Annotated in this window: 21 protein-coding genes; 9 read left to right on the top strand and 12 right to left on the bottom strand. The window is 46.2% G+C overall.

Features of this window, described 5'->3' with window-relative positions:
• Positions 1-33: 33 nt before the first annotated feature.
• The gene (locus AB0763_RS05260) at positions 34-993 is read left to right on the top strand and encodes a LysR family transcriptional regulator (protein WP_306101292.1); all 960 of its coding nucleotides are present in this window, start codon (positions 34-36) and stop codon (positions 991-993) included.
• An 80-nt stretch (positions 994-1,073) separates the two neighbouring features.
• Here the strand turns inward: AB0763_RS05260 and AB0763_RS05255 are convergent, their stop codons facing one another.
• Both AB0763_RS05255 and AB0763_RS05250 read right to left on the bottom strand, forming a co-directional pair.
• Positions 1,074-2,246 carry an aromatic amino acid transaminase gene (locus AB0763_RS05255; RefSeq protein ID WP_306101293.1) on the bottom strand — a complete coding sequence of 391 codons (1,173 nt, stop codon included), beginning with the start codon at positions 2,244-2,246 and terminating at the stop codon, positions 1,074-1,076.
• Positions 2,240-3,181: a DMT family transporter gene (locus tag AB0763_RS05250; protein WP_306101294.1), complete on the bottom strand. Its 942-nt coding sequence runs from the start codon at positions 3,179-3,181 to the stop codon at positions 2,240-2,242. The genes AB0763_RS05255 and AB0763_RS05250 overlap by 7 nt, the downstream gene beginning before the upstream one ends.
• A 147-nt stretch (positions 3,182-3,328) precedes the next feature.
• On the opposite strand from AB0763_RS05250, the gene AB0763_RS05245 reads away from it, so the two are divergent.
• Entirely contained in the window at positions 3,329-3,784 is a 456-nt protein-coding gene (locus AB0763_RS05245) for an Lrp/AsnC family transcriptional regulator (RefSeq protein ID WP_306101295.1), read from the top strand.
• 363 nt (positions 3,785-4,147) lie between these two features.
• Positions 4,148-4,633, top strand: coding sequence for a VOC family protein (locus AB0763_RS05240; protein ID WP_306101296.1), 486 nt, complete (start codon positions 4,148-4,150; stop codon positions 4,631-4,633).
• A gap of 93 nt (positions 4,634-4,726) precedes the next feature.
• Here AB0763_RS05240 and grxB read toward each other — a convergent pair whose 3' ends face one another.
• The 5 genes from grxB to AB0763_RS05215 all read right to left on the bottom strand — a co-directional run bounded on the left by grxB (position 4,727) and on the right by AB0763_RS05215 (position 9,869).
• Positions 4,727-5,362, bottom strand: a complete 636-nt coding sequence (grxB, locus tag AB0763_RS05235; RefSeq protein ID WP_306101297.1) for a glutaredoxin 2 — start codon at positions 5,360-5,362, stop codon at positions 4,727-4,729.
• Between the two features lie 154 nt (positions 5,363-5,516).
• On the bottom strand, positions 5,517-6,917 hold the full coding sequence (eat, locus tag AB0763_RS05230) for an ethanolamine permease (RefSeq protein ID WP_306101298.1): 1,401 nt from the start codon (positions 6,915-6,917) through the stop codon (positions 5,517-5,519).
• Positions 6,918-6,928: 11 nt separating this feature from the next.
• Positions 6,929-7,822: an ethanolamine ammonia-lyase subunit EutC gene (gene eutC, locus AB0763_RS05225; protein WP_306101299.1), complete on the bottom strand. Its 894-nt coding sequence runs from the start codon at positions 7,820-7,822 to the stop codon at positions 6,929-6,931.
• Entirely contained in the window at positions 7,815-9,227 is a 1,413-nt protein-coding gene (locus tag AB0763_RS05220) for an ethanolamine ammonia-lyase subunit EutB (RefSeq protein ID WP_306101300.1), read from the bottom strand. Before AB0763_RS05220 ends, eutC begins: the two co-directional genes overlap by 8 nt.
• 288 nt (positions 9,228-9,515) lie before the next feature.
• The gene (locus tag AB0763_RS05215; protein WP_306101301.1) at positions 9,516-9,869 is read right to left on the bottom strand and encodes a hypothetical protein; all 354 of its coding nucleotides are present in this window, start codon (positions 9,867-9,869) and stop codon (positions 9,516-9,518) included.
• A gap of 277 nt (positions 9,870-10,146) precedes the next feature.
• On the opposite strand from AB0763_RS05215, the gene AB0763_RS05210 reads away from it, so the two are divergent.
• Positions 10,147-10,947: a CLCA_X family protein gene (locus tag AB0763_RS05210; RefSeq protein WP_306101302.1), complete on the top strand. Its 801-nt coding sequence runs from the start codon at positions 10,147-10,149 to the stop codon at positions 10,945-10,947.
• Positions 10,948-11,068: 121 nt separating this feature from the next.
• Here the strand turns inward: AB0763_RS05210 and AB0763_RS05205 are convergent, their stop codons facing one another.
• The 3 genes from AB0763_RS05205 to AB0763_RS05195 all read right to left on the bottom strand — a co-directional run bounded on the left by AB0763_RS05205 (position 11,069) and on the right by AB0763_RS05195 (position 12,900).
• On the bottom strand, positions 11,069-11,680 hold the full coding sequence (locus tag AB0763_RS05205) for a YitT family protein (protein ID WP_306101303.1): 612 nt from the start codon (positions 11,678-11,680) through the stop codon (positions 11,069-11,071).
• Between the two features lie 149 nt (positions 11,681-11,829).
• Positions 11,830-12,294: an Lrp/AsnC family transcriptional regulator gene (locus AB0763_RS05200; protein ID WP_306101304.1), complete on the bottom strand. Its 465-nt coding sequence runs from the start codon at positions 12,292-12,294 to the stop codon at positions 11,830-11,832.
• 108 nt (positions 12,295-12,402) lie between these two features.
• The gene (locus AB0763_RS05195; protein ID WP_306101305.1) at positions 12,403-12,900 is read right to left on the bottom strand and encodes an Lrp/AsnC family transcriptional regulator; all 498 of its coding nucleotides are present in this window, start codon (positions 12,898-12,900) and stop codon (positions 12,403-12,405) included.
• A 130-nt stretch (positions 12,901-13,030) separates the two neighbouring features.
• On the opposite strand from AB0763_RS05195, the gene AB0763_RS05190 reads away from it, so the two are divergent.
• Positions 13,031-13,633: a LysE family translocator gene (locus AB0763_RS05190; RefSeq protein ID WP_306101306.1), complete on the top strand. Its 603-nt coding sequence runs from the start codon at positions 13,031-13,033 to the stop codon at positions 13,631-13,633.
• Between the two features lie 62 nt (positions 13,634-13,695).
• Here AB0763_RS05190 and AB0763_RS05185 read toward each other — a convergent pair whose 3' ends face one another.
• The gene (locus AB0763_RS05185; protein ID WP_306101307.1) at positions 13,696-13,917 is read right to left on the bottom strand and encodes a VF530 family protein; all 222 of its coding nucleotides are present in this window, start codon (positions 13,915-13,917) and stop codon (positions 13,696-13,698) included.
• A 73-nt stretch (positions 13,918-13,990) separates the two neighbouring features.
• The gene (locus tag AB0763_RS05180) at positions 13,991-14,386 is read right to left on the bottom strand and encodes a VF530 family DNA-binding protein (protein WP_306101308.1); all 396 of its coding nucleotides are present in this window, start codon (positions 14,384-14,386) and stop codon (positions 13,991-13,993) included.
• A 385-nt stretch (positions 14,387-14,771) separates the two neighbouring features.
• Between AB0763_RS05180 and AB0763_RS05175 the strand changes: the two genes are divergently transcribed.
• The 4 genes from AB0763_RS05175 (at position 14,772) to AB0763_RS05160 (ending at position 20,404) form a co-directional block, all read left to right on the top strand.
• The gene (locus tag AB0763_RS05175; protein ID WP_306101309.1) at positions 14,772-16,724 is read left to right on the top strand and encodes a methyl-accepting chemotaxis protein; all 1,953 of its coding nucleotides are present in this window, start codon (positions 14,772-14,774) and stop codon (positions 16,722-16,724) included.
• Positions 16,725-17,296: 572 nt separating this feature from the next.
• Positions 17,297-18,286, top strand: a complete 990-nt coding sequence (locus AB0763_RS05170) for a tripartite tricarboxylate transporter substrate binding protein (protein ID WP_306101310.1) — start codon at positions 17,297-17,299, stop codon at positions 18,284-18,286.
• A gap of 72 nt (positions 18,287-18,358) precedes the next feature.
• Positions 18,359-18,871 carry a tripartite tricarboxylate transporter TctB family protein gene (locus AB0763_RS05165; RefSeq protein ID WP_306101311.1) on the top strand — a complete coding sequence of 171 codons (513 nt, stop codon included), beginning with the start codon at positions 18,359-18,361 and terminating at the stop codon, positions 18,869-18,871.
• A 12-nt stretch (positions 18,872-18,883) separates the two neighbouring features.
• Positions 18,884-20,404, top strand: coding sequence for a tripartite tricarboxylate transporter permease (locus tag AB0763_RS05160; RefSeq protein ID WP_306101312.1), 1,521 nt, complete (start codon positions 18,884-18,886; stop codon positions 20,402-20,404).
• Positions 20,405-20,417: the final 13 nt, after the last annotated feature.

The raw sequence follows: 20,417 nt of genomic DNA, 5'->3' as shown, positions 1-20,417 counted from the left end.
GAAAACACTTTTGTAAAAACACGGATAATCATCATGAACAATTTGAAAATTTCTGATTTGAAGGCCGTTTTAGTCATTGCAGAGTTGCAATCGATCACCTTGGCAGCCCAGCAGCTTAATATTAGCTCCTCAGCAGCCAGTATTGCCTTAAAACGCATTGAGCAAAGCCTAGGAACGCAGATTTTCATTCGCACAACACGTAAGATTCGACTGACACCTGAGGGTGAACAGTTCCTTCCTCTTTGTCAGCAAGCCTTGGCGCTATTGCAGCAAGGGCAGTCCTTAATCAACGAAGAACAACAAACTATTCGCGGCGATATTCGCATGGCCATGTCTTCAGAAATGGGACGTAACTTGATGCGCGAGTTACTTAATTCCTGTTTAGAACAACACCCAGAAATCATTTTGAGGTTACATGTCAGTGACAGCCGAGCAGACTTTTATCGCGACGGTGTTGATGTCGCGTTAAGAGCAATGACCAAAGAAACAGTAAAAGAACTCAATTTACACGGTTTTAAAATTTGTAATATCCCGCATTCCTTATGTGCTTCACCCTTATATTTTGAAAAAAACGATCTCCCAACGCATCCCAATGAACTGGTTGATCACAATACTCTACACTACAAACTTTACGACACTATCCACGATATTTGGGACTTTTATCGCGAAGGGCAGCATTATCGAGTGAGAGTATCTGGCAATCGAGCGGTAAATGATGGCGATATTGTTCGCCGTTGGAGTGTTGATGGCGTAGGTATTGCCAAAAAATCGATGATCGATATCGCCGATGATTTACTTGAGAGGCGCTTGATAAGAATTATGCCTGAATATCAAATTCCACTCACAGAAATGTGGTTAGTTTTGCCAAGTCGACAACTCATTTCTCCAGCCATTCGATTAATACGTGACGAACTAAAAGATAAAATTAAGCAGCGACGAAGTGCTCTAATCAAGGAAAAAATCATCACAGAAAATGAGTGGCCGCTCGAATAATGTTGAATCAGGAAAGAAGCGATTACAACAGCGCCAGTCCGCTCACCAGCGCTGAATTATTGAATGTTATCGACTAAGCACTAACACACCGCCACCATGGCTTGGGCGAGAGTCGCAATGTCAGACGGTTTTAGACCCGCTAGGTTGACACGCCCATTGGGCAACCCATAAATGCCAAATTCAGATTGTAGACGGCCCATTTGCTCAGGCGTCAGTGGCAGCAGTGAAAACATGCCTTTTTGATTGGCGATCGCTTGCCATTCACTCGGCGCACCAAGCGCTTCAAACTCGTGACAAAGGGTTTGACGCGTTTCGATAACACGCTGACGATAGCTAGCCAACTCCTCAAGCCAAGGCTGAGGATCGTCAAATAAATAGCTCGCAATGGCCGAGCCATGATGAGGAGGCATAGAATAAAGTTTGCGGGTAATACGCTCCATAACCGCTCGAACATCGCTAACCTGCTCAGGTTTAGACGCCATCACCATCGCCACCCCAGTACGCTCACAATACAAGCCCATATTTTTTGAGCAACTCGCGGTGACTAACACTTGTTCATGCTCATCGATCATCAAACGAAGTCCTGCCGCGTCTTCTTCAGGCGTGGCACCGAAGCCTTGATAAGCAATATCGATAAATGGGATCAACTTTTTCTGTTGGCAAAGCGTCGAGAACTGCTGCCATTGTTCAAAGGTAGGATCAATGCCCGTGGGGTTATGACAACACCCGTGCAGCAATAAAATATCGCCTTCTTTCGCGGCTTCCAGATCGGCGAAACAGGCTTCAATATCCAATTGACCCTCTTTGTTTTGCCAGCGAAATGAACTGACGTTTAGCCCAGCACCTTCCATAATTGGACGGTGGTTAATGTAACCTGGCTCAGTGTTCCACACAGTGGCTTGTGGTGACAATTGGGCGATAAAATCCCCTAAGACACGTAACGCTGCTGAAGCCCCCACCGTTTGCATCGTCCACTGACTGTTAAGACGCGGGTGATCATCACCAAGCAGAAATTTGGCCATTTGCTGGTTAAAGGTCAAATTGCCAGACAAAATGCGATAGGCTTTCGAGGTTGCTTGTGCAGCCAAAAACTGCTCGGCTTGCTGCACCTTCTTCATCACCGGTGTTTGTCCGTGTTCATCGCGATAGACACCAACCAAGAGATCCATTTTTTCGGTTCGTTGGTCTTGACCGTATTTCCGTATTAAATCAAACAGCGGATCACTGCTAATTGATGGTAAATTTTCTAACATGAATGATTTTCTCCCTGTGAAAAATCGATAACACGGCTGGTCAATAGCACGCCAACCGCGGTTAATCCTATCCCCACTAACATCAAAAATGATAATGGCTCATTAAAAAAGACCATGGCAAGCAGTGCCGTCAACCCTGGTGACATAGCACCGAAAGTGGCCGCGATTTGAGAACCTAACTGCTGTACTGCATAACAAAAACTGATGGTGGAGATCACGCCAACCCCAATACCTTGAACTATCCCATAAGGCAATGCCTGTTGAAAAGAAAAATCACCTAAATGACTGGGCGATAGATTAAAAAGTAAAACACATCCCGTCACCACTAAAGAAGACGCAGCAAGAACAATGGCCGCCGCAATCGGATGAAGCCCAACTCTTTTTAGCCCAAAGGTGTAACCCGCCCATAACCAAGCAGCCCCGAGTAATACCACCACACCATGACTTAATTGAGTATGTGAATGCCCACCTGCAATCATCACTAAGATACCTATGGCAATAGACAACAACGCCATCAGTTGTAGTCCTGTCGGCCTTTTTCGATAAACAATAAAGCTGCAGATAGCGATCAATAAGGGAGGCGTACCCGCTAGAATACTGCCAACATAAGCCGTTGGCGTGCTGCTAGCCCCTATAGACGCCAAGAACAAAAACGGCGCTCCCCCCAATAAAATCAATAGCCAATCACTGATCCTCAAAGCCCAAATAGCCCGAAAGTGAGTCTTAATAAAAGGCGCTAAAATCAATAACGACGTCGAAAACCGAATCAAAGCAACATCAACCATAGTGAGTGGTGAGCTCGTAATGGATCGAACTGTCAAAGCAAACCCAGACCAAATCACCAGCACCAACACCATGGCACCGTAGCCTTTTATCTTTGGTGACAAGCCTTTGTGTTTTTCCGAAGTTTCACCATATTCAAGGCTTATACTCATAACAGCTTCATCCTAACGTTGAAAGTAGAATGTAATTATTGACTAAAAACAGCGCTTTTAATTGGCAAATAAAGTAAGATGTATAAGGTTAATTAGCGGAAACCACTAAATTATCATCAATTTTTAACTGAAAAAGGCGTAAATAAAGTGGACAGAATTGATCGTCATATCCTTGAAGTGTTACAACAAGAAGGACGCCTATCAACCGCCGAGTTATCTGAACGAGTCGGCTTATCGCCTTCTCCTTGCGCAAGGCGTCTCAAGCGCTTAGAAGACGAGGGATACATCAATGATTACCAAGCCAATGTCAACAAAGAGAGAGTCGGCATTGCCATGACCTTTTTTGTCGAGGTCAGTTTGAACAATCATCAAGAAAAATCGATTCAAAGTTTTGAAGATGAATTGGCAAATATGCCAGAAGTGATCAGAGCCCATGTGGTTTCTGGCGCTTATGATTATTTATTGGAAGTGGTCACCGCGCACCTCAATGGTTATGAAGCCTTCACGCGCAAACTGCACAAAATCACCAGTGTCAAAGATATTCACACGCATTTATCGGTGAGGCAAGTCGACACCCCAAAAGGTCTTCCTATCTATATTTAGATTGAATCACTCATCGTTGTCCTCCACGTCGCCATGCCGAAGTTGACTCAAGTACCTTACGTCAGTCATCCAAACAACGGCGACAAACACTCAATTTTCGCCAAGCCTCAAACACCGCCTTTTCCCTTATCACGAACATCACCAAAGAGTTATTTTTGCCGGTTTTATTTGAATACCGAGCGCATTGTTCTCGGTAAACATGATCATTTATCTTCGCTTTCAACAACCTATAAATACCAATGCTCAACCCAACCTTTGATAACAAAAAATTATTACAACAATAAAAAACCATAATTTTTAATCATCAATAATCATTCATATACTCTTTCACATCAAATCAAAACCCATTATTTGGAGACAGTTATGAAAATGAATCACGTTGGTATTATGGTTGGCGACATGGATAAAGCGGTAGAGTTTTATACCAAAGCCCTTGGCCTTAGCATTGTGATGGATAACACTAAAGTTATCGAAGAAAGAGAAACCGCGATTGGCCGTATGTGTATTGCCGTGTTCGGTGAAGGATTTAAAGGCTTTAACATTGCCCACCTAGTAACGACTGACGGCATTGGTGTTGAGTTGTTCGAAATGAAAGAGCGTCAAGAGCGCCATGAAGTCGACTTCTCACGCATTGGTATCTTCCACTTCTGCTTACAAACTGACGACTTCGAAGCTGCGATTGCTCGCACAGAAGAGTTTGGCGGTAAGGTTCGTATGGACATCATGCGTTACCACCCAGAAGATGACAACAAGCCTGCAAAAATGGTTTACCTAGAAGACCCGTTTGGCAACTTGTTTGAGCTTTACTCTCACACGTACGAAGAAACTTACGCGACTGAGTACGAATAAGCATCGCAATAAGATCGCAAAAAAAGATGGCCTCGGCCATCTTTTTTTATGTCTGCTTCTTCGTAACCCATTGGCCATGAAGTAACAACGGAACTAGGCTCGCAATAAGGTTGCCCCTTCTTTCGCCGCGTTCTTTTCCATCCATTGCTGCAAGTCTTCAGGCCACTCAATACTCGATTCGGCGTAAAACACTCGCAATAATGAAAACATCACCGCTTGATCGACTAAGCTCAGTGCTGATTGCCCCTGTTCGATTTCCAATAACTGCTGTGCAGACACCAATCGCTCGTTTACCTGAGAGACTAAGTGGTCCGTCTCTGCCAAAAGACGCTCAAAATTCAGTTCTGGGGTTTCTTTTTTCGCTCGCCACGCCTCGTGACTGGCTTGAGTCGGGTATTCTTTTAGCCCCAGACGGGTGTATCTTGGGTAACCAATACCTTGTACTAAAGGAAAGGCCTGTTGTTGAAAAGCCAGCACCGCCTCACTGGGTTGATGTGTGGTATCCAGACCCGCTTGCTCGATAAACAAAGCAATAATGTCCAAACTTTCTGCCATCACTGTGCCATCGTCTTTTTCTAACACTGGCACCATTTTTTTGCCAATTAAGTCAATCAAGGTGTTGGCATCAGCGTAATCGACGACTTGGTATTCAAGATCTAGATTCAATGCATTGGCGACAAACGCAACTCGAGCACAAAATGGACAATGCTCATAAATATATAATTTCATGATATTCCTTGTTTAACTGTTGCTGTAGAGCAAAAAATCACACGACAGACATTATATCAAACAATGGCTTTTAACACCGAAATCAGAGAAAAAAAAGCCGCATTGATTGCGGCCTTAAAAAGTGTCTGGCCGGTAAACAGCCAAACAAATAGCCTTAACTCGCTTTGGCCTCGAGATCCTGCTCAGCAGCACTTAACATGGCAAACTCCTCCTCTGCCGATTGAGCCACTAACTTGTTACGGCTATAAAGTGCATAGTAAGCCCCACCAATGATAAAGAGCCCCAATGTCATGAAAAAGGCTGAAGGGTCAAAGGCATATACGCCGGTTAGTGCAATCAAAGACAACGCCAAGGATACGCCAGAAGTCAATACACCGCCGGGCGTTTTGTAAGGACGTGGCAAATCAGGTTGGCGAACGCGCAATAAAATATGACTGAGTGACATTAACGCGTAAGAGACCGTCGCACCGACCACAGCCATCGCCAAAATCAAATCCCCTTCTCCAGTTAACGACACCAAGAAGCCAAAAACCCCTGGCACAATTAAAGCGCGAGCCGGCACCTTTTTCTCATTGGTCAATGATAGGCTTTGCGGTAAATAGCCAGCGCGAGACAAGGCAAACACCAAGCGACTATAACCGTAGATAATGGAGAAAAACGACGCAATTAAGCCTGCTAACCCCAAGACGTTAACCATGGTTGCTAAGGTAGGACTGCCAGTCAGTTTGAGTGCATCAACTAAGGGAACTGCACTGTCGCCAATCACTGAGGAACCCACTGCGCCAGCGAGCAAAAACACCACAAGAACGGCGGTCACCAACAAAAACACCATGGCGCCGATAATGCCTTTCGGCACATCTTGAGCTGGATTTTTCGCTTCTTCCGCCGCCAGAGGGACGCCTTCTACGGCCAAAAACAGCCACATCGCAAAAGGCAACGCCGCCCAAACCCCATACCAACCAAAAGGCAAGAATTCACTCGCTTGTGACGTAGCCGGGGCAATATCAAAGAGGTTCTGACTGTCAAAATCGCCCACTAATGCCACGGCCGTGACAATAATGGCCAATACCGCAAGTGCGCTGATCACCATCATCACTTTGAGCGCTTCGCCCACGCCAGCAAGATGGATAGCGATAAAAGCAGCATAGAAAATCGCGTACACCAAAGGCCCATCGAGGCCGAGTAATTCATTGACCGCCGAACCGATAAAAATCACGATCGCCGCCGGAGCCAGAGCGTATTCAATCAACACTGCAAGGCCTGTCATAAAGCCACCTGTTGGCCCCATAGCCTGACGAGCAAAGCTATAACCCCCTCCCGCGGCAGGGATCGCCGCCGACATTTCAGCCAGCGATAAAACCAAGGTAAAGTACATCACTGCCATCGCAATGGCCGCTAAAATAAAACCGCCCCAGCCAGCTTGCCCAATACCAAAGTTCCACCCGGCAAAATCGCCAGAGATCACATAGGACACGCCCAGCCCAGCTAACAATAGCCAGCCGGCGGTGCCTCTTTTCAGTTGGCGCTTAGCCAAATATTCATTGTGTGTCGACATAGTAAATCCTTTTACTGTGGTGAAATTAAAAAATTACCCTTTTCTTTATCGTCAAGATGGCTTTCGCTCTCCTCACTCATCACTGACCGGTCTTTCAGATGGATCCCCGACAGACTCAATTTGCGCGCCTCTAGCAATAAGTACATGGCACGCTGACAAGCATCATCATAGTTGAGGCCCTCCGGGCGAATATTGGAAATACAGTTGCGTTGTGAGTCTTTAAACCCGCGTTTCGCTCCCCACGTGAGATACAACCCCATGCTGTCGGGCGAGCTTAAGCCCGGACGCTCACCGATTAAAACCAACACCATTTTGGCCTTCAAGCACTCCGCCACGTCATCGCCAACCGCCACTCGACCTTGCTTAACTATCGTAATCGGTGCTAACTGCCAAGGCGTAGTTTGATCGGTGGTCAGTGTTTGAATCAAACGCTGAAGAAAAGGCAAGGCGTGGTCAGCGATGGCGACCGACGATAAACCATCGGCGATCACTATCGCTAAATCCGGACTGCGGCGGTATTGCGCTGCAACTTGCGTTAATTGCTGCCAACTCGCCTCATTTAATTGACGACCTAAATCGGGACGTTGCAGATACATCAGCCGGTCGGTGACTCGGCTCTCAACCACCAAGGGCTCAGATAGGGTCGCATTCGCAATCACCGGATCTTGAAGTAAGGCATCGAGTAATTTTCCATCGTCTAATGGGCAATGAACGGCATCCATTGCTTGAGCGTGATCGAGCTGAAAAGCGAGTAACTGTTTGGTCGGTATACTATTACCACAACGCCCTAATGCAATGCGCGCCGAGGTAAAATCACGCAACGATTGCCAAGGGTTGTCAACCACGGTGTCTGAGCTCTCAGCAACCTCATACGAGTTCGGTTGAGACGGTGTCGATTTAGCCATGCGCCGTCCCTCGGTTGAGTTTTTCCAGAGTCTTAGCAAACGAGCCGTCAAGACGCTTAGTTAAGCGCACCTGCTCGACATCATCAAAAATTCCCATCTGTAAAAGCCAACGTTCAAACTCTGGCGCGGGCTTTAAGCCCAGCACTTTGCGTGCGTACAAAGCATCGTGAAACGAGGTGGTTTGATAGTTGAGCATGATGTCATCCGAACCCGGAATACCCATAATAAACGAGCATTCCGCAACACCGAGCAAGGTGAGTAAGTTGTCCATATCGTTTTGATCGGCGTAAGCGTGATTGGTGTAACAAATATCACAACCCATCGGCAAACCGAGTAATTTGCCGCAAAAGTGATCCTCAAGCCCCGCCCGAATGATTTGCTTGCCGTCGAATAGGTACTCAGGGCCGATAAACCCCACCACGGTATTGACCAGTAACGGATCAAACTGCCGAGCCACAGCATACGCCCTCGCCTCACAGGTTTGTTGGTCGACCCCATGATAGGCATTGGCCGACAAAGCTGTGCCTTGTCCGGTCTCAAAATACATCACATTATTGCCGACACTGCCGCGCTTGAGTGAAAGTGCGGCTTCGTTTGCTTCCTTTAGCACGGCTAAATCAACGCCAAAACTGTCATTGGTTCCCTGTGTGCCACCAATCGACTGAAACACCAAATCCACGGGCGCACCTAGGTTGATGGCCTCAATGGTATTGGTCACATGAGTGAGTACACAGGACTGCGTCGGGATCTGATAATGAGAAATAACGTCGTCCATTAATTGCATCAACTTAATGGCTTGTGGCACGTTATCGGTCGCAGGATTGATGCCAATCACAGCGTCCCCATTGCCGTACATCAAACCATCGAAAATAGTGGCAGCAATCCCATTTAAAGAATCGGTGGGATGATTGGGTTGCAAACGGGTCGACAAACGCTGCGGCAAACCTATGGTGTTGCGAAAAGCGGTTGTTACTTGGCATTTTTTCGCCACGGCAATTAAATCTTGATTGCGCATGATTTTACTGACTGCCGCTGCCATTTCAGGGGTGACCCCGGCGCGAATTTTTTGCAACATATTGCTATCGGCTTGCTCACTCAATAGCCAATTGCGAAAGTCGCCGACAGTTAAATGGGCAATAGGGGCAAAGGCTTGGCGATCATGGCTGTCAATAATCAAGCGCGTGATCTCATCACTTTCATAAGGAATCACACTTTCATTGAGAAAAGTGTTTAGTGGCACATCGGCCAACGTCATTTGTGCGACGACACGCTCGGCAGCAGACTCTGCGCTCACGCCAGCTAGCATATCGCCAGAGCGCTCTGGTGTCGCCTTTGCCATGAGTTCGGCTAAGGAGTGGAAGGTATAGATCTGCGATCCGTGCTGATGACGAAAACTGGCGGTCATGGATATCCTCTTTAACGGCGAAAAACAGACTCAGAAGTCTTTTCCGATCTGTACAACTTTCTTTAACCGTTAAAGAGCAATATCTGTTCCAAATTACATGATAAGCGAAAGTGACACTTAAAACTTTAAGAAACAGTAAGTTAACAAACAAATCAGGCCAATAGCATAGCCCTAATTCCCCTTTTTTATTTGATATTCATCACAACAATACACCTTTCGCACCGTTCTAGTGCAGATCTAAGTCGGTTAACCCAAAAGTCTTGTGATGAATACGAGATAAAAACAATATTAATCAAAGACTTTATTGTCGATAACGCGAATTAGCCCCTTGATGTATTTAAATAAACTGTACACCGCGGCAACGATGGCAATAATCCAACCAATGCCAAGGAAAAAGGTCACAATTCCGATGATCACCAGCAAAACACTGATCCAAAAGGTGCGGATGGCATTACTAAAGTGACTAAAATAAATACTGCCTTCTGCATCAGAACGCTTCACATAAGCCCAAATTAAGCCGGCGATGGAGATCAGCCCTCCCGATAACAACATGCCCGCTAACATGATGATATACACCGCAATAGCATGGGTACGTAAACTTAAATCACGTTGACTTAATTCAACTTGGTCGGTATTTTCCATCGCATTTTTATCCTTTGATGATTTTTTGCTGATTATTGACAATAAACGGGCACGACTTGGCGGTTTATTTTTATTCTACCGCTGAGTTATATCCACACTAGCATTTATACTTTAAATTAAATCAATTTTATATCACTTGGGTAAATTAATGCGATCTTACCCAATATGGCTAAGCACATGGCTCTGTCACTACAGTGAAATCACAGCACAAGATCCGCTATAATGGCGAAATAAAGTTCACATCGAACCGACTCAACTCAGCGCGTAAAGGCACAATTTGCAACTGACACGATTTAAATATCACACTCGTCGCGGGCCCGATTACCGCCACGGTGATCCCGTCTCTTTTTTGGACATCAAACACACCTTTGGTTTGGGGAGCATTCGAGTGGGTAAGTGGGTCACCCGTGAAGAAAAGCAATTGGCCGCAAATTTGATTTTTGACTCTTTGGCTGATTTGGCTTACTTATTGGCACTGCCTCCCCACGCGATTGGCCTTCGTGGCACACTGGGATTGGCGTTTGGCACCGGTGGGCAACCTGGCGTACAAGCGCACTACGCGCCTAACCAGCGAGAGTTAGCGCTGGCCAAGAATGCCGGCGCTGGGGCACTTGCTCACGAATTTTGGCACGCGTTTGATCACTATATCGCCGAAAAAGCCTTTGCCATTGGCAAGCGTTCAGGCCCTCAGAAAAAAATAGTCTTTGCCAGCGACTGTTGGTTACATCACGCGCCACTCAGGCCTCACCCACTCAATCAAAGACTGGTGCGCATTTTTGATGCCACATTGTTAAGCCAAGATGGCCAAGATAGACACGATTATGTCGCGCGCAGCGTCTCTGCCGACCAAGCTATGCAATGTGATTACTTTTCTCGACCGACCGAGATGATGGCAAGGGCGTTTGAAGCCGCCGTTGAATCTTGCTCGGACATCAACAACGCTTACTTGGTGTCGGGCACAACCGAAGCCAAACAAGGTCACATTTATCCCGATCAAGCGCATCGAGTCATCATTCATCAAGCCTTACAAGAGTATTTTGGCTTGTTAGGCGAAGCGCTTACCCACTCTTCTCAGTGATTGAGGTAACGATTTTACCGGCAAAAAAAAACGCCTAACCCTTGGTGCGGCTAGGCGTTAAAAGTCGCTTAATTAACCGTGAATTCGACACACCAACGGGTGCCAGATAAGGGTTCAGTCTTTAAACCAAATAACGGTCTGAACGGTGGTTTAAGGCAATGATTAAATTGAGAATCAAGCCGCAAAGAATCGATAAGACCAGCTCATAAGGACCCACAACCGACAAAGACACCAGCATGATGGTGACATCGATCCCCATCAACAACCAACCAGCACGCCAGCCAAACTTATCTTGTAAATACAGGGCTAAAATATTAAAGCCACCCAAACTCGCTTTGTGGCGGAACAAAATAATAAAGCCGGCACCAAATAAAAACCCACCAAAAATCGCGGCATAAATAGGATTGAGTGAACTGATCTCTATTAATTGCCCTTGGGTATTGGTAATAAACGACACTAAACCGACGGCGGTAAAGGTCTTAAGACAAAACAACCATCCCATTCGGCGCGCCGCCAAATAATAAAAAGGCAAATTGATCAGAAAAAACAGCGTACCAAACTCGATATGAGTGTGATAACTCAAAAACAGTGACAGCCCTGCAGTACCACCAGTGACCATACCCAATTGCTTTAAACACATCACGCCGAAGGCAACCAAACTCGTGCCCATCAACAACGCAATGGCATCTTCAAACCACTTATGGCTCGTCTTGTTCAATACCACTTCTGACATCCTTATCCCTCCAAAGCTCAATTTGTGCGTAATTATTACCAAAACGAGCATTGTGTGCAAATATTTTTAAAATACGAGCGCTTCATGCACCATTAGCTAAATTTTGCACCAAATTGTGAAAGGTGGATGTCGATTTTGGTGCAATCGACCTAGCCGTTCACTAGACAGCCGTGCTCTTTTACTCGCTCAAGGACCACCGAGGTTTTGATATGAGCAATTAATTGAGTGATAAAAATGCGATTGATCAACTGGTTGAGCGTATCTAAATCAGAGACCACACACTTAATCAAATAATCGGCATCACCGGTGGTTTTAAACGCATCGAGAATCGCCGATTCATCACTGACAAATTGCAAAAAGCGTTGTGTTTTATCTGCTTCATGACTCAGCAGTTTCACTTCAATCATTGCAACGACATTTTGCTTGAGAGCGCTTGGGGATAAACGGGCATAATAACCCAAGATAAGATTCTGATTTTCTAGATTAATTCGACGACGAGAGCACTGTGAAGGGGAAAGTCCAACCAACGCGCTCAACTCTTGATTGGTCAGGCGGCCGTTGTCTTGTAACAGCTGTAAAATTTTGTTGTCGTATTCGTCCAAGTGATTGACCATAGATATCCACTTTCATTGTTTATCAGACCCTTGAGTGTAGCAAGTCGCAAGCAGCAGCACTACTAACGCCGCCATTGCATCCTGACTTTACCAATGGGTAACTTTCTTTTAGGTGAGATTGGTATCAGACAAAGGAATGGTGTGAGTATGCTTAATTTCCTTGACTGAAATGTTGGAGTGCAGCGCTGTGACGCCTTGAACTCGCCTTAGTTCACTGATGCGGTCGTAGTACTGATCCAAGTCTTTGGCGATGACTTGAACAATATAATCCGCCCCGCCAGCAATGCAATGACACAAGGGAATCCAATCACTTTGCGCGACAAATTGCTCAAAAATATCGGTGTTTTTTATATCGTGGCTGCCCAAACTGACCAAGGTAAATCCGACCACAGAAAAACCGAGCTTTTTGCGATTGAGCACCGCCGTATATTCACTGATGTACTCTTGCTCTTCAAGCCGCTTTAAGCGACGCCAACAAGGCGTTTCACTCAAGTGCACCTTTTCAGAGAGCTTACTGTTGCTAATACGGCCGTCGGTCTGCAAAGCTTTGAGAATCGATACATCAGTATCATCTAACACTTCATGAGAAGTTTCTTTCTTATTCATAATAAATTGAGCAAGATTCTTTTTAAAGGTGGTAAAATTATAAAGGATAAAGCAAAGTTCTTCCTCTCTATTTGCATAAAATAAAACGTAAATAAACCTTATACCACCACTAACAAGTGACTCTCGCCTCATGGACACACAAATTTTTATCGCTTTTTTGATCTTTGCCGTTTCGATGACCATAACCCCAGGCGCAGGTAACCTCACTTTGCTGAGTATTGCCAATCGCTACGGTTTTGTCGCTGCATTGCCCTTTGTCGCCGGTACATCATTAGGCGTTTTGGTGGTATTTGTTGGTGCCAGTGCCGGCTTGTACAACCTGATGAGTCATTACCCTCAGGTGTTTGAAATTTTGAAATACTTAGGGGCTGTGTATCTGCTGTATACCGCGTGGAGTATCGCGCGATTAAAAATAGATAACGAACAGCCAGAACAAGCCGCTCAAGGGCTACTGGCCGGGGCTTTGATCCAAATTTTGAACCCCAAAGCCTGGATTGCCGCCATGACAGTATTTGCACAATTTATCCAAATCAGTGACCACTATGTCATGCAAGTTACTCTCATTATTACGGTATTTATCACCATCACCGCTTTGTGTACATCGCTCTGGGCTTATTTTGGTTCGGCACTCAAATCAATCATCGCCTCACAGCAACAGGCGGCTTTGCTCAATCGCGGCTTGGCGCTGTGTTTGGCGGCGACGGTGATTTATATGCTTTGCCAACCCCAATAGTTAAAGGCAGGAACACAGCCATGAAAAGGAAAATATAGAATTGAATCAGAAGGTGATAGAAACTAACGGCAAAACGTTTCTATATATAAGGCTTCGACTTTATCTCTCGCCCACTGTGTCCGGCGCAAAAATTTAAGCGAGGATTTAATCGACGGGTTACTGTAAAAGCAATTGATTTGAATTTGCGCATCTAGGCCTTGCCAGCCATAGTGCTCTTGCAAGCGAACCAAAATCTTTTCCAGCGTTAAGCCGTGCAGCGGGTTATTAGGTTGCTCTTGGCTCATGGTGTTCTTTCCTCTTGGTGGGGAAACGCCTTTACCACCGCGCTTGTTTAACACGAAGGCAAAAGCGCAATGATTAACGTAGTTTACTGCGCTCTTTGTGGGCAGAAGCCGCTTTCGCTTGCGAGGCCAAAATGGAGTCGACGGTCAATTCCATTGGTTGCTTGGGTTTGAGGCCGTGCGGGAAGGTGCGCGCGCGCGGCGGCAAGGCAAACTCTTCGTTCGATGCACGTGGCATACGCTTAAAACGGTACAGATAAAAGTTTTCTATTTTCTCTCGCGCCCATTGGGTTTTCTTTAAATACTTGACGCTACTCGCAATCGACGGATTGGTGTGAAAGCAATTAAAGCGCATCGCCGTATCAAGAATATCCCAACCGTAAAAGTCCACCAGCTCTTCAAGCAAGGTTTCTAATTTTAACCCGTGTAATGGATTATTTTTTTGTAACTCAATTCTTTCTTCATCAGTCATGGTAAGACTAACCTCATAAACTCGCGAGAGTAAGTAATAGATAATAACCATGCCGAGTAACCAACACGGATTGTCAATAACCGTCAGTTTAACAGAACTGAACTAGGGGTACGATAGTCTATCCTTGCCGTTTGCTTATCGCCTTAACAATAGTGCAACTAACGCCTTGATTTGGTGCATCCACCCCGTATTTTTAGTGGCCCATAAAAGTTTGATTATGGCTCTATTTCCCACATGCAATTGTTGACTATCCTCATTCCCACAATAAGGAAAATTTGTGACACTTTGCACAAATTTTGCTTGTTCATTTAACGGGATGCGAGCGTTCACCCAGGGTGTTCAAAACGCGCAGAAAACGACTGTATGTATAAGTAACGGATGACTTATGGGAATAAAACTAACCATCGGCAAAAAAATTGCGCTGAGTTTCTTTGTGGTTTTAATTATTTTGGCGCTTGCGCTGCTCATGAATACCACAGCGCTCAACAAAGCCAATCAAGGCATGAATCAGTATCAAGATTTTGCCGAACAAATCGATACCGCTCGGCATTTACAAGCCGATATTTTAATGATGCGGACCCACCTTCGCGGGTATCTCGCCACACACAATGAGCAAGAGTTGCCCAAATACCAACAAAACAGAGACGCAATCAAAGACGCGCTCGCGACACTGCAACAAACCACTTCTCACCCACAGAAAAAAGCGCTGTTGGCCGCCATCGACCACTCCCTCACAACCTACCATCACGGTGTGAATCAGGTGATTGACCTCATCAAATCCATCGCCAACACCTACCAACAACAATTGCTGGTGCGCGGTGATACGATGAATGAGATCATAAACACCATCATCTATCTGGCTTACGATGAAAGCGAGAGTGAATCCGCTTACTATGCCGCGCAAATTCAAAAAACGCTGCTTTCAGGGCAACTAGAGGCGGTGCAATTTTATCAATCCGGGCAAGCCCAAGATTTCGAGAGCGCGCTAAGTACCGTTAACAATGAAAAAATCCAGCAAGATTTGAACGACTTAAATATGTACTTAAACCGAGAAGAAATGAGCGAATTACTGGAAAAGTTTCGCCTCGCTCATCAAGGTTACGTCGCCAGTTTGCAAGCGATGCAAACGATGATCGCTCAACGTGATAGCGTCATTAAAAGCACCCTCGACAGTCTAGGTCCGGAGCTAAGTGAACAAATCAACCAAACGATGACCTTTATTTTGGATGATCAAACTCAGCTTGGTCATGCCATCAAACACACCAACCACATGAGCATCAATTACTCGGTTGCCTTGGCGGTGTTTGCCTTACTGGTCGGAATGGGGTCGGCCTATTGGCTCAGCCTGCAAATCACCAAGCCAATCAAGCTCGCCGTTAACGCCGCCAATCAACTGGCCAATGGCGATCTCACCCTCAAGGTACAGGCCATCAACCGAGATGAAACGGGATTGCTGATCGAGGCGATCAAAAATACCGCGCAACAATTGCGTACCATGATATCCACCATCTCAAGTGCGAGTGAAAAACTGGCGTTTGAGTCGAGCCAGTTATCCGCTGTCACCGAGCAAACCACACAAGGGATCATCGCTCAAGAGAAGGAAACCAACCAAGTCGCGGAATCGATAAAAACCTTGTCGTCGTCTGTACTTGAGATCACCGAGCACGCCAAGTTAGCCTCGCAAAGTGCGACTCAAGCGGACCGGGAAGCCAAATCAGGCGCGGTCATCATGTCTGAGTCGATGACTTCTATTCATCAATTAGTCGGCAGTGTCAATCAGTCTTCAAGTCAACTGGCGCAAGTCGAGCAGGACACGCAAAATATCACGTCGATTTTAGATGTCATTACATCGATTGCCGAACAGACCAACTTATTAGCGTTGAATGCAGCGATAGAATCCGCACGCGCTGGGGAGCATGGCCGAGGCTTTGCCGTCGTCGCGGATGAAGTGCGATCTCTTGCCGAAAGGACTCGACACTCAACCCAAGAGATCCAGTCAATCATTGAAAAACTGCAAACCGGTACCACCGACACCGTTAATGTGATGAGTCAAGGTCAAGCTTTGGCACAACAATGCGTTGGACAAGCAGAAAATACCCACGACTCATTGGAAAACATTGCCCAAGTCATCTCAAAAATGAAGGTGTTAAACGCCGACATCGCCGCGATTTCTGATCAGCAAACCCAAATCAGCCAAGAAATCAATCACAGCATCACCCAAGTCAAACAAGTCTCTCAAGAAAGCGCTCAGGCCGGTAAACAAACCCGTAGCTCAAGTGAATCCATCGCGCGCTTCTCTATAGAATTAAAGAACTTGGTTGAACAATTCAAAGTATAAAAAACGCGAGAAGGACAAAGTGTTCACGCCCTTTTGTCACACCGATACGAGGGCTTAGAGTCCGAGTCATGAGTAATTTCAATGGTGAGATTTAGGTTCAATATTGAGTCTGACTCTTGCCATTGAAATAAACAGCAGTAAACGGACTCGCGGGTATGGCGCGCTCTGTCACGGTAAAAAAATCAATGCCAGGTCACAAAAAAAGGCTTTAATCGTCAAGCCACCATCGACAGGCCCCCTTACCTCTTATTAAAAATCAACAACATAAGTAGAGAGCGAGCCATTAACGCCATAAAAACCATAAGCGCCATTAATTTATTGATGTAAATTGCTCCGGCTCGCATTTCGTTTTTCTCGACCTCTTTATCATGACCACCAAGAAACATTTATTTAACATATTTGATTGGATTTTATTTAACCAATTGATATATCGAATAAATGCGTCTTAACAAAAATAACAGTTCTCAAAGCCTAATCACTTTAAGGACGTTAGGTTTAGCGCTGACGACAAAATAATAATGCGCTGTTCCCCTCACGTGTCAAACAACAAAACGACATTACAAAAGGATTTTATGATGCTGAAAGCGAGAAAAACGATAATTGCCACTTTATTTGCCCTCTCTTCAATGATGAGTTTGAATAACGCTCAGGCCGCTGACTACCCGCCAAAAACCATCAACATGGTTGCCCCAAGTGGCGCTGGGGGCGGCTGGGACCTCACCATACGAACCGTCGCCAAAACACTCAAAGACACCGGCATTGTCAGCAGTAACTTACCGGTGACCAACCGTCCCGGTGGCGGTGGTGCCGTCAACCTTGCTTACATGCAAACCCAGCAAGGCAAAGGCAACCTAATTTCTGTTTACTCACCGCCCATTTTACTAACCAATCTCACTGGGTTGACTCAATACAGCTATAAAGACACCACCCCGATTGCACGCTTGATCACCGACTATGCGGCTTTTGTGGTACCAGAAAACTCTCAATACAAAACCATCAAAGAAGTGATGGACGCCCTTAAGGCCGATCCTAAATCGGTCAAAATTGGCGGCACGTCAACGGCGGGCTCGATGGATCACATCCAATTTTTACTCGTGGCGAAAGCGGCTGGCGTCAACGACCTTCGTCAAATTGATTATGTGTCGTTCCAAGACGGTAGCCTGGTCGCTCAAGCACTGGGCGGCCATGTCGATTTGATTTCAACCGGCTTAGGTGATGTCGCCGAATTGGTCAAAAGCGGTAAATTGCATGCCTTAGCCCAAACCGCGGACAAGCGAATTGGCGAAGGCAGTATTGCCGAGATCCCAACAGTAAAAGAAAGTGGCATCGACGTGACGTTTGAAAACTGGCGTGGTTTGTTTGCCCCAAAAGACATGCCAGAGCAAGCGGTCAGCTATTGGCGCGATGCGATTGCCAAAATGGTCAAAACACCGGAGTGGCAAGCGGCAGTAAAACGCAATGGCTGGGATGACGCCTATCAAGATGACCACGCTTTCAACGCGTTTTTAGCTAAGACCAACGAGCAATACAAGTCTCTGATCAAAGAAGTGTTTGGTCGTTAATCTTCTATTCTCTACCACGGAAAGCTGTGAATGGCAGCTTTCCTCTTTTCCCAAATCATAATGAGGCATCTTATGTCTGTGCAATCGAATCAAGCTTCTTCCTCTGAGCGTGCTAACTGGGATGGCGTAACCGGCCTGTTTAGTATCGCCTTTGGTTGTGCCTATGGCGGCTATGCGCTTGCTTTGCCACAACCTATGTTTGGCAACCCTCTTGAAGCGATTTTTATGCCGCTCGCCATCGCTGCCATTGCCATCTTTATCGGCGGATTGCTGATCGTTAAAGGCGGCCTACGCCCTTCTTGGTTGGCCATTCGCTCTCTGCTTAACGAGAGTGAGCAACACAAAAACAACCGCCGAAAAATCGCCATTACTTGTGTGATCAGCTTAATTTATGCCGCCACCTTCGAGCACTTAGGCTACGTGTTAAGTACCTTTGTGTTTATGTTTGCCATGTTGATGGTCACCTGTGGCGCGGCAAAGTGGAAAAAGAACGCGTTTATTGCCTTGGTGTTTGCGCTTGGTGTTTACCTCATCTTTAACCAATTGCTGGCAGTGAACTTGCCCTCTTTTCCCTTTATCAATTAATGGAGCCAAATCATGATGGATATTTTTAATAATTTAATCAATGGTTTTGGTGTTGCGTTACAGCCTTATTACCTTTTTCTGATCACATTTGGCGGTATTTTAGGAACCGTGATTGGCATGTTGCCAGGGCTTGGTCCCGCCACCGGTGTGGCGGTGTTATTGCCAATGACCTTTTCGATGGGACCAACCGCGTCGCTGATCACCATGACCGGTGTATACATCGGTGCCATGTTTGGTGGCTCGCGCAGCTCCATTTTGATCAACACACCCGGTGATGGCGCGGCCCTAGCGGCCACCTTCGATGGCTACCCAATGGCGATGAAAGGACGCGCTGAGTCTGCATTGGCCATTTCCGCCATTGCCTCGTTAATAGGCGGTACCATTGCCGCAGTGCTCATGACGTTATTGGCTGAGCCGGTGGCGAGTTTTGCGATTAAATTTGGCCCTGCGGAGTATTTTTTACTCATGGTAGCAGCCTTAACCATGACGATTTCGATGTCGAAAGGCAATATGCTCAAAGGCTTCTTGTCCATGTGTTTAGGCCTGGCGATTTCTACCGTGGGCATTGATGGGCAATCGGGCTTACAGCGCTTTACCTTTGGTAATCTAGAGTTGCAAACCGGTATTGATTTTTTGGTCGTCATCATTGGTATTTACGCCATGGGTGAAGTGTTTAAAAGCTTTAAAACACTCAGCGATGGCAGCAAAAAAGTACAGACCAAATTCAAAAAAATATGGATTTCCAAACCCGAGTGGCAACGGTCAAAATGGCCCATTCTACGCAGTGCTCCGGTCGGCTTTATCATCGGCGCTTTGCCCGGTGCAGGCGGCACCATGGCATCTCTGATGTGCTACAACAACGAAAAGCAACTTTCAAAGCAAAAAGAAGAGTTTGGCCAAGGGGCCATTGAAGGACTCGCCGCCCCTGAGTCAGCCAACAATGCCGCTTCGATTGGCGCGATGATCCCTATGCTTTCTCTTGGCGTACCGGGCTCGGGCACCACGGCGGTGATGATGGGCGCCTTGCTCATGCTCGGCATTCAACCTGGGCCATTGTTGTTTACTCAATACCCAGAAACGGCGTGGGGTTTGATTGCCAGTATGTTTGTCGCCAATATCATCTTGGCGTTCGTCAACATCCCTTTGGCTGGTGTTTTGGTTCGATTGTTGGCCATTCCGGCTCAAGTCCTCTACCCGATTGTGTTGGGGTTGGCCTTTGTCGGTTGCTATGCCATCAGCGCTTCAGTGATGGACTTTTATATCTTAATCTTACTGGGCATTGCTGGCGTTATCATGGGGAGAGTAAACATCCCCACCGCACCGATGATCTTAGCAGCGATTGTCGGCAGCCAGATGGAACAGTCTTTTCGTCAAGCGTTTCGCATTGCCAATCAAAACCTCGATACCTTTGCTCAATCCGGTATTTCTCAAGCCTTGATTGCGGTGATTGTTCTCTCGATTGCTCTGCCTATACTTGGTTTTTTAAGACAGCGAAAACGCCCTGCTGCGGTCAACGAAACACTGTGTAAGTAAACCCAGTACCATA

Source organism: Vibrio sp. HB236076, assembly GCF_040957575.1.
Lineage (GTDB): Bacteria > Pseudomonadota > Gammaproteobacteria > Enterobacterales > Vibrionaceae > Vibrio.
This window is presented reverse-complemented; position numbering and strand designations above follow the sequence as displayed.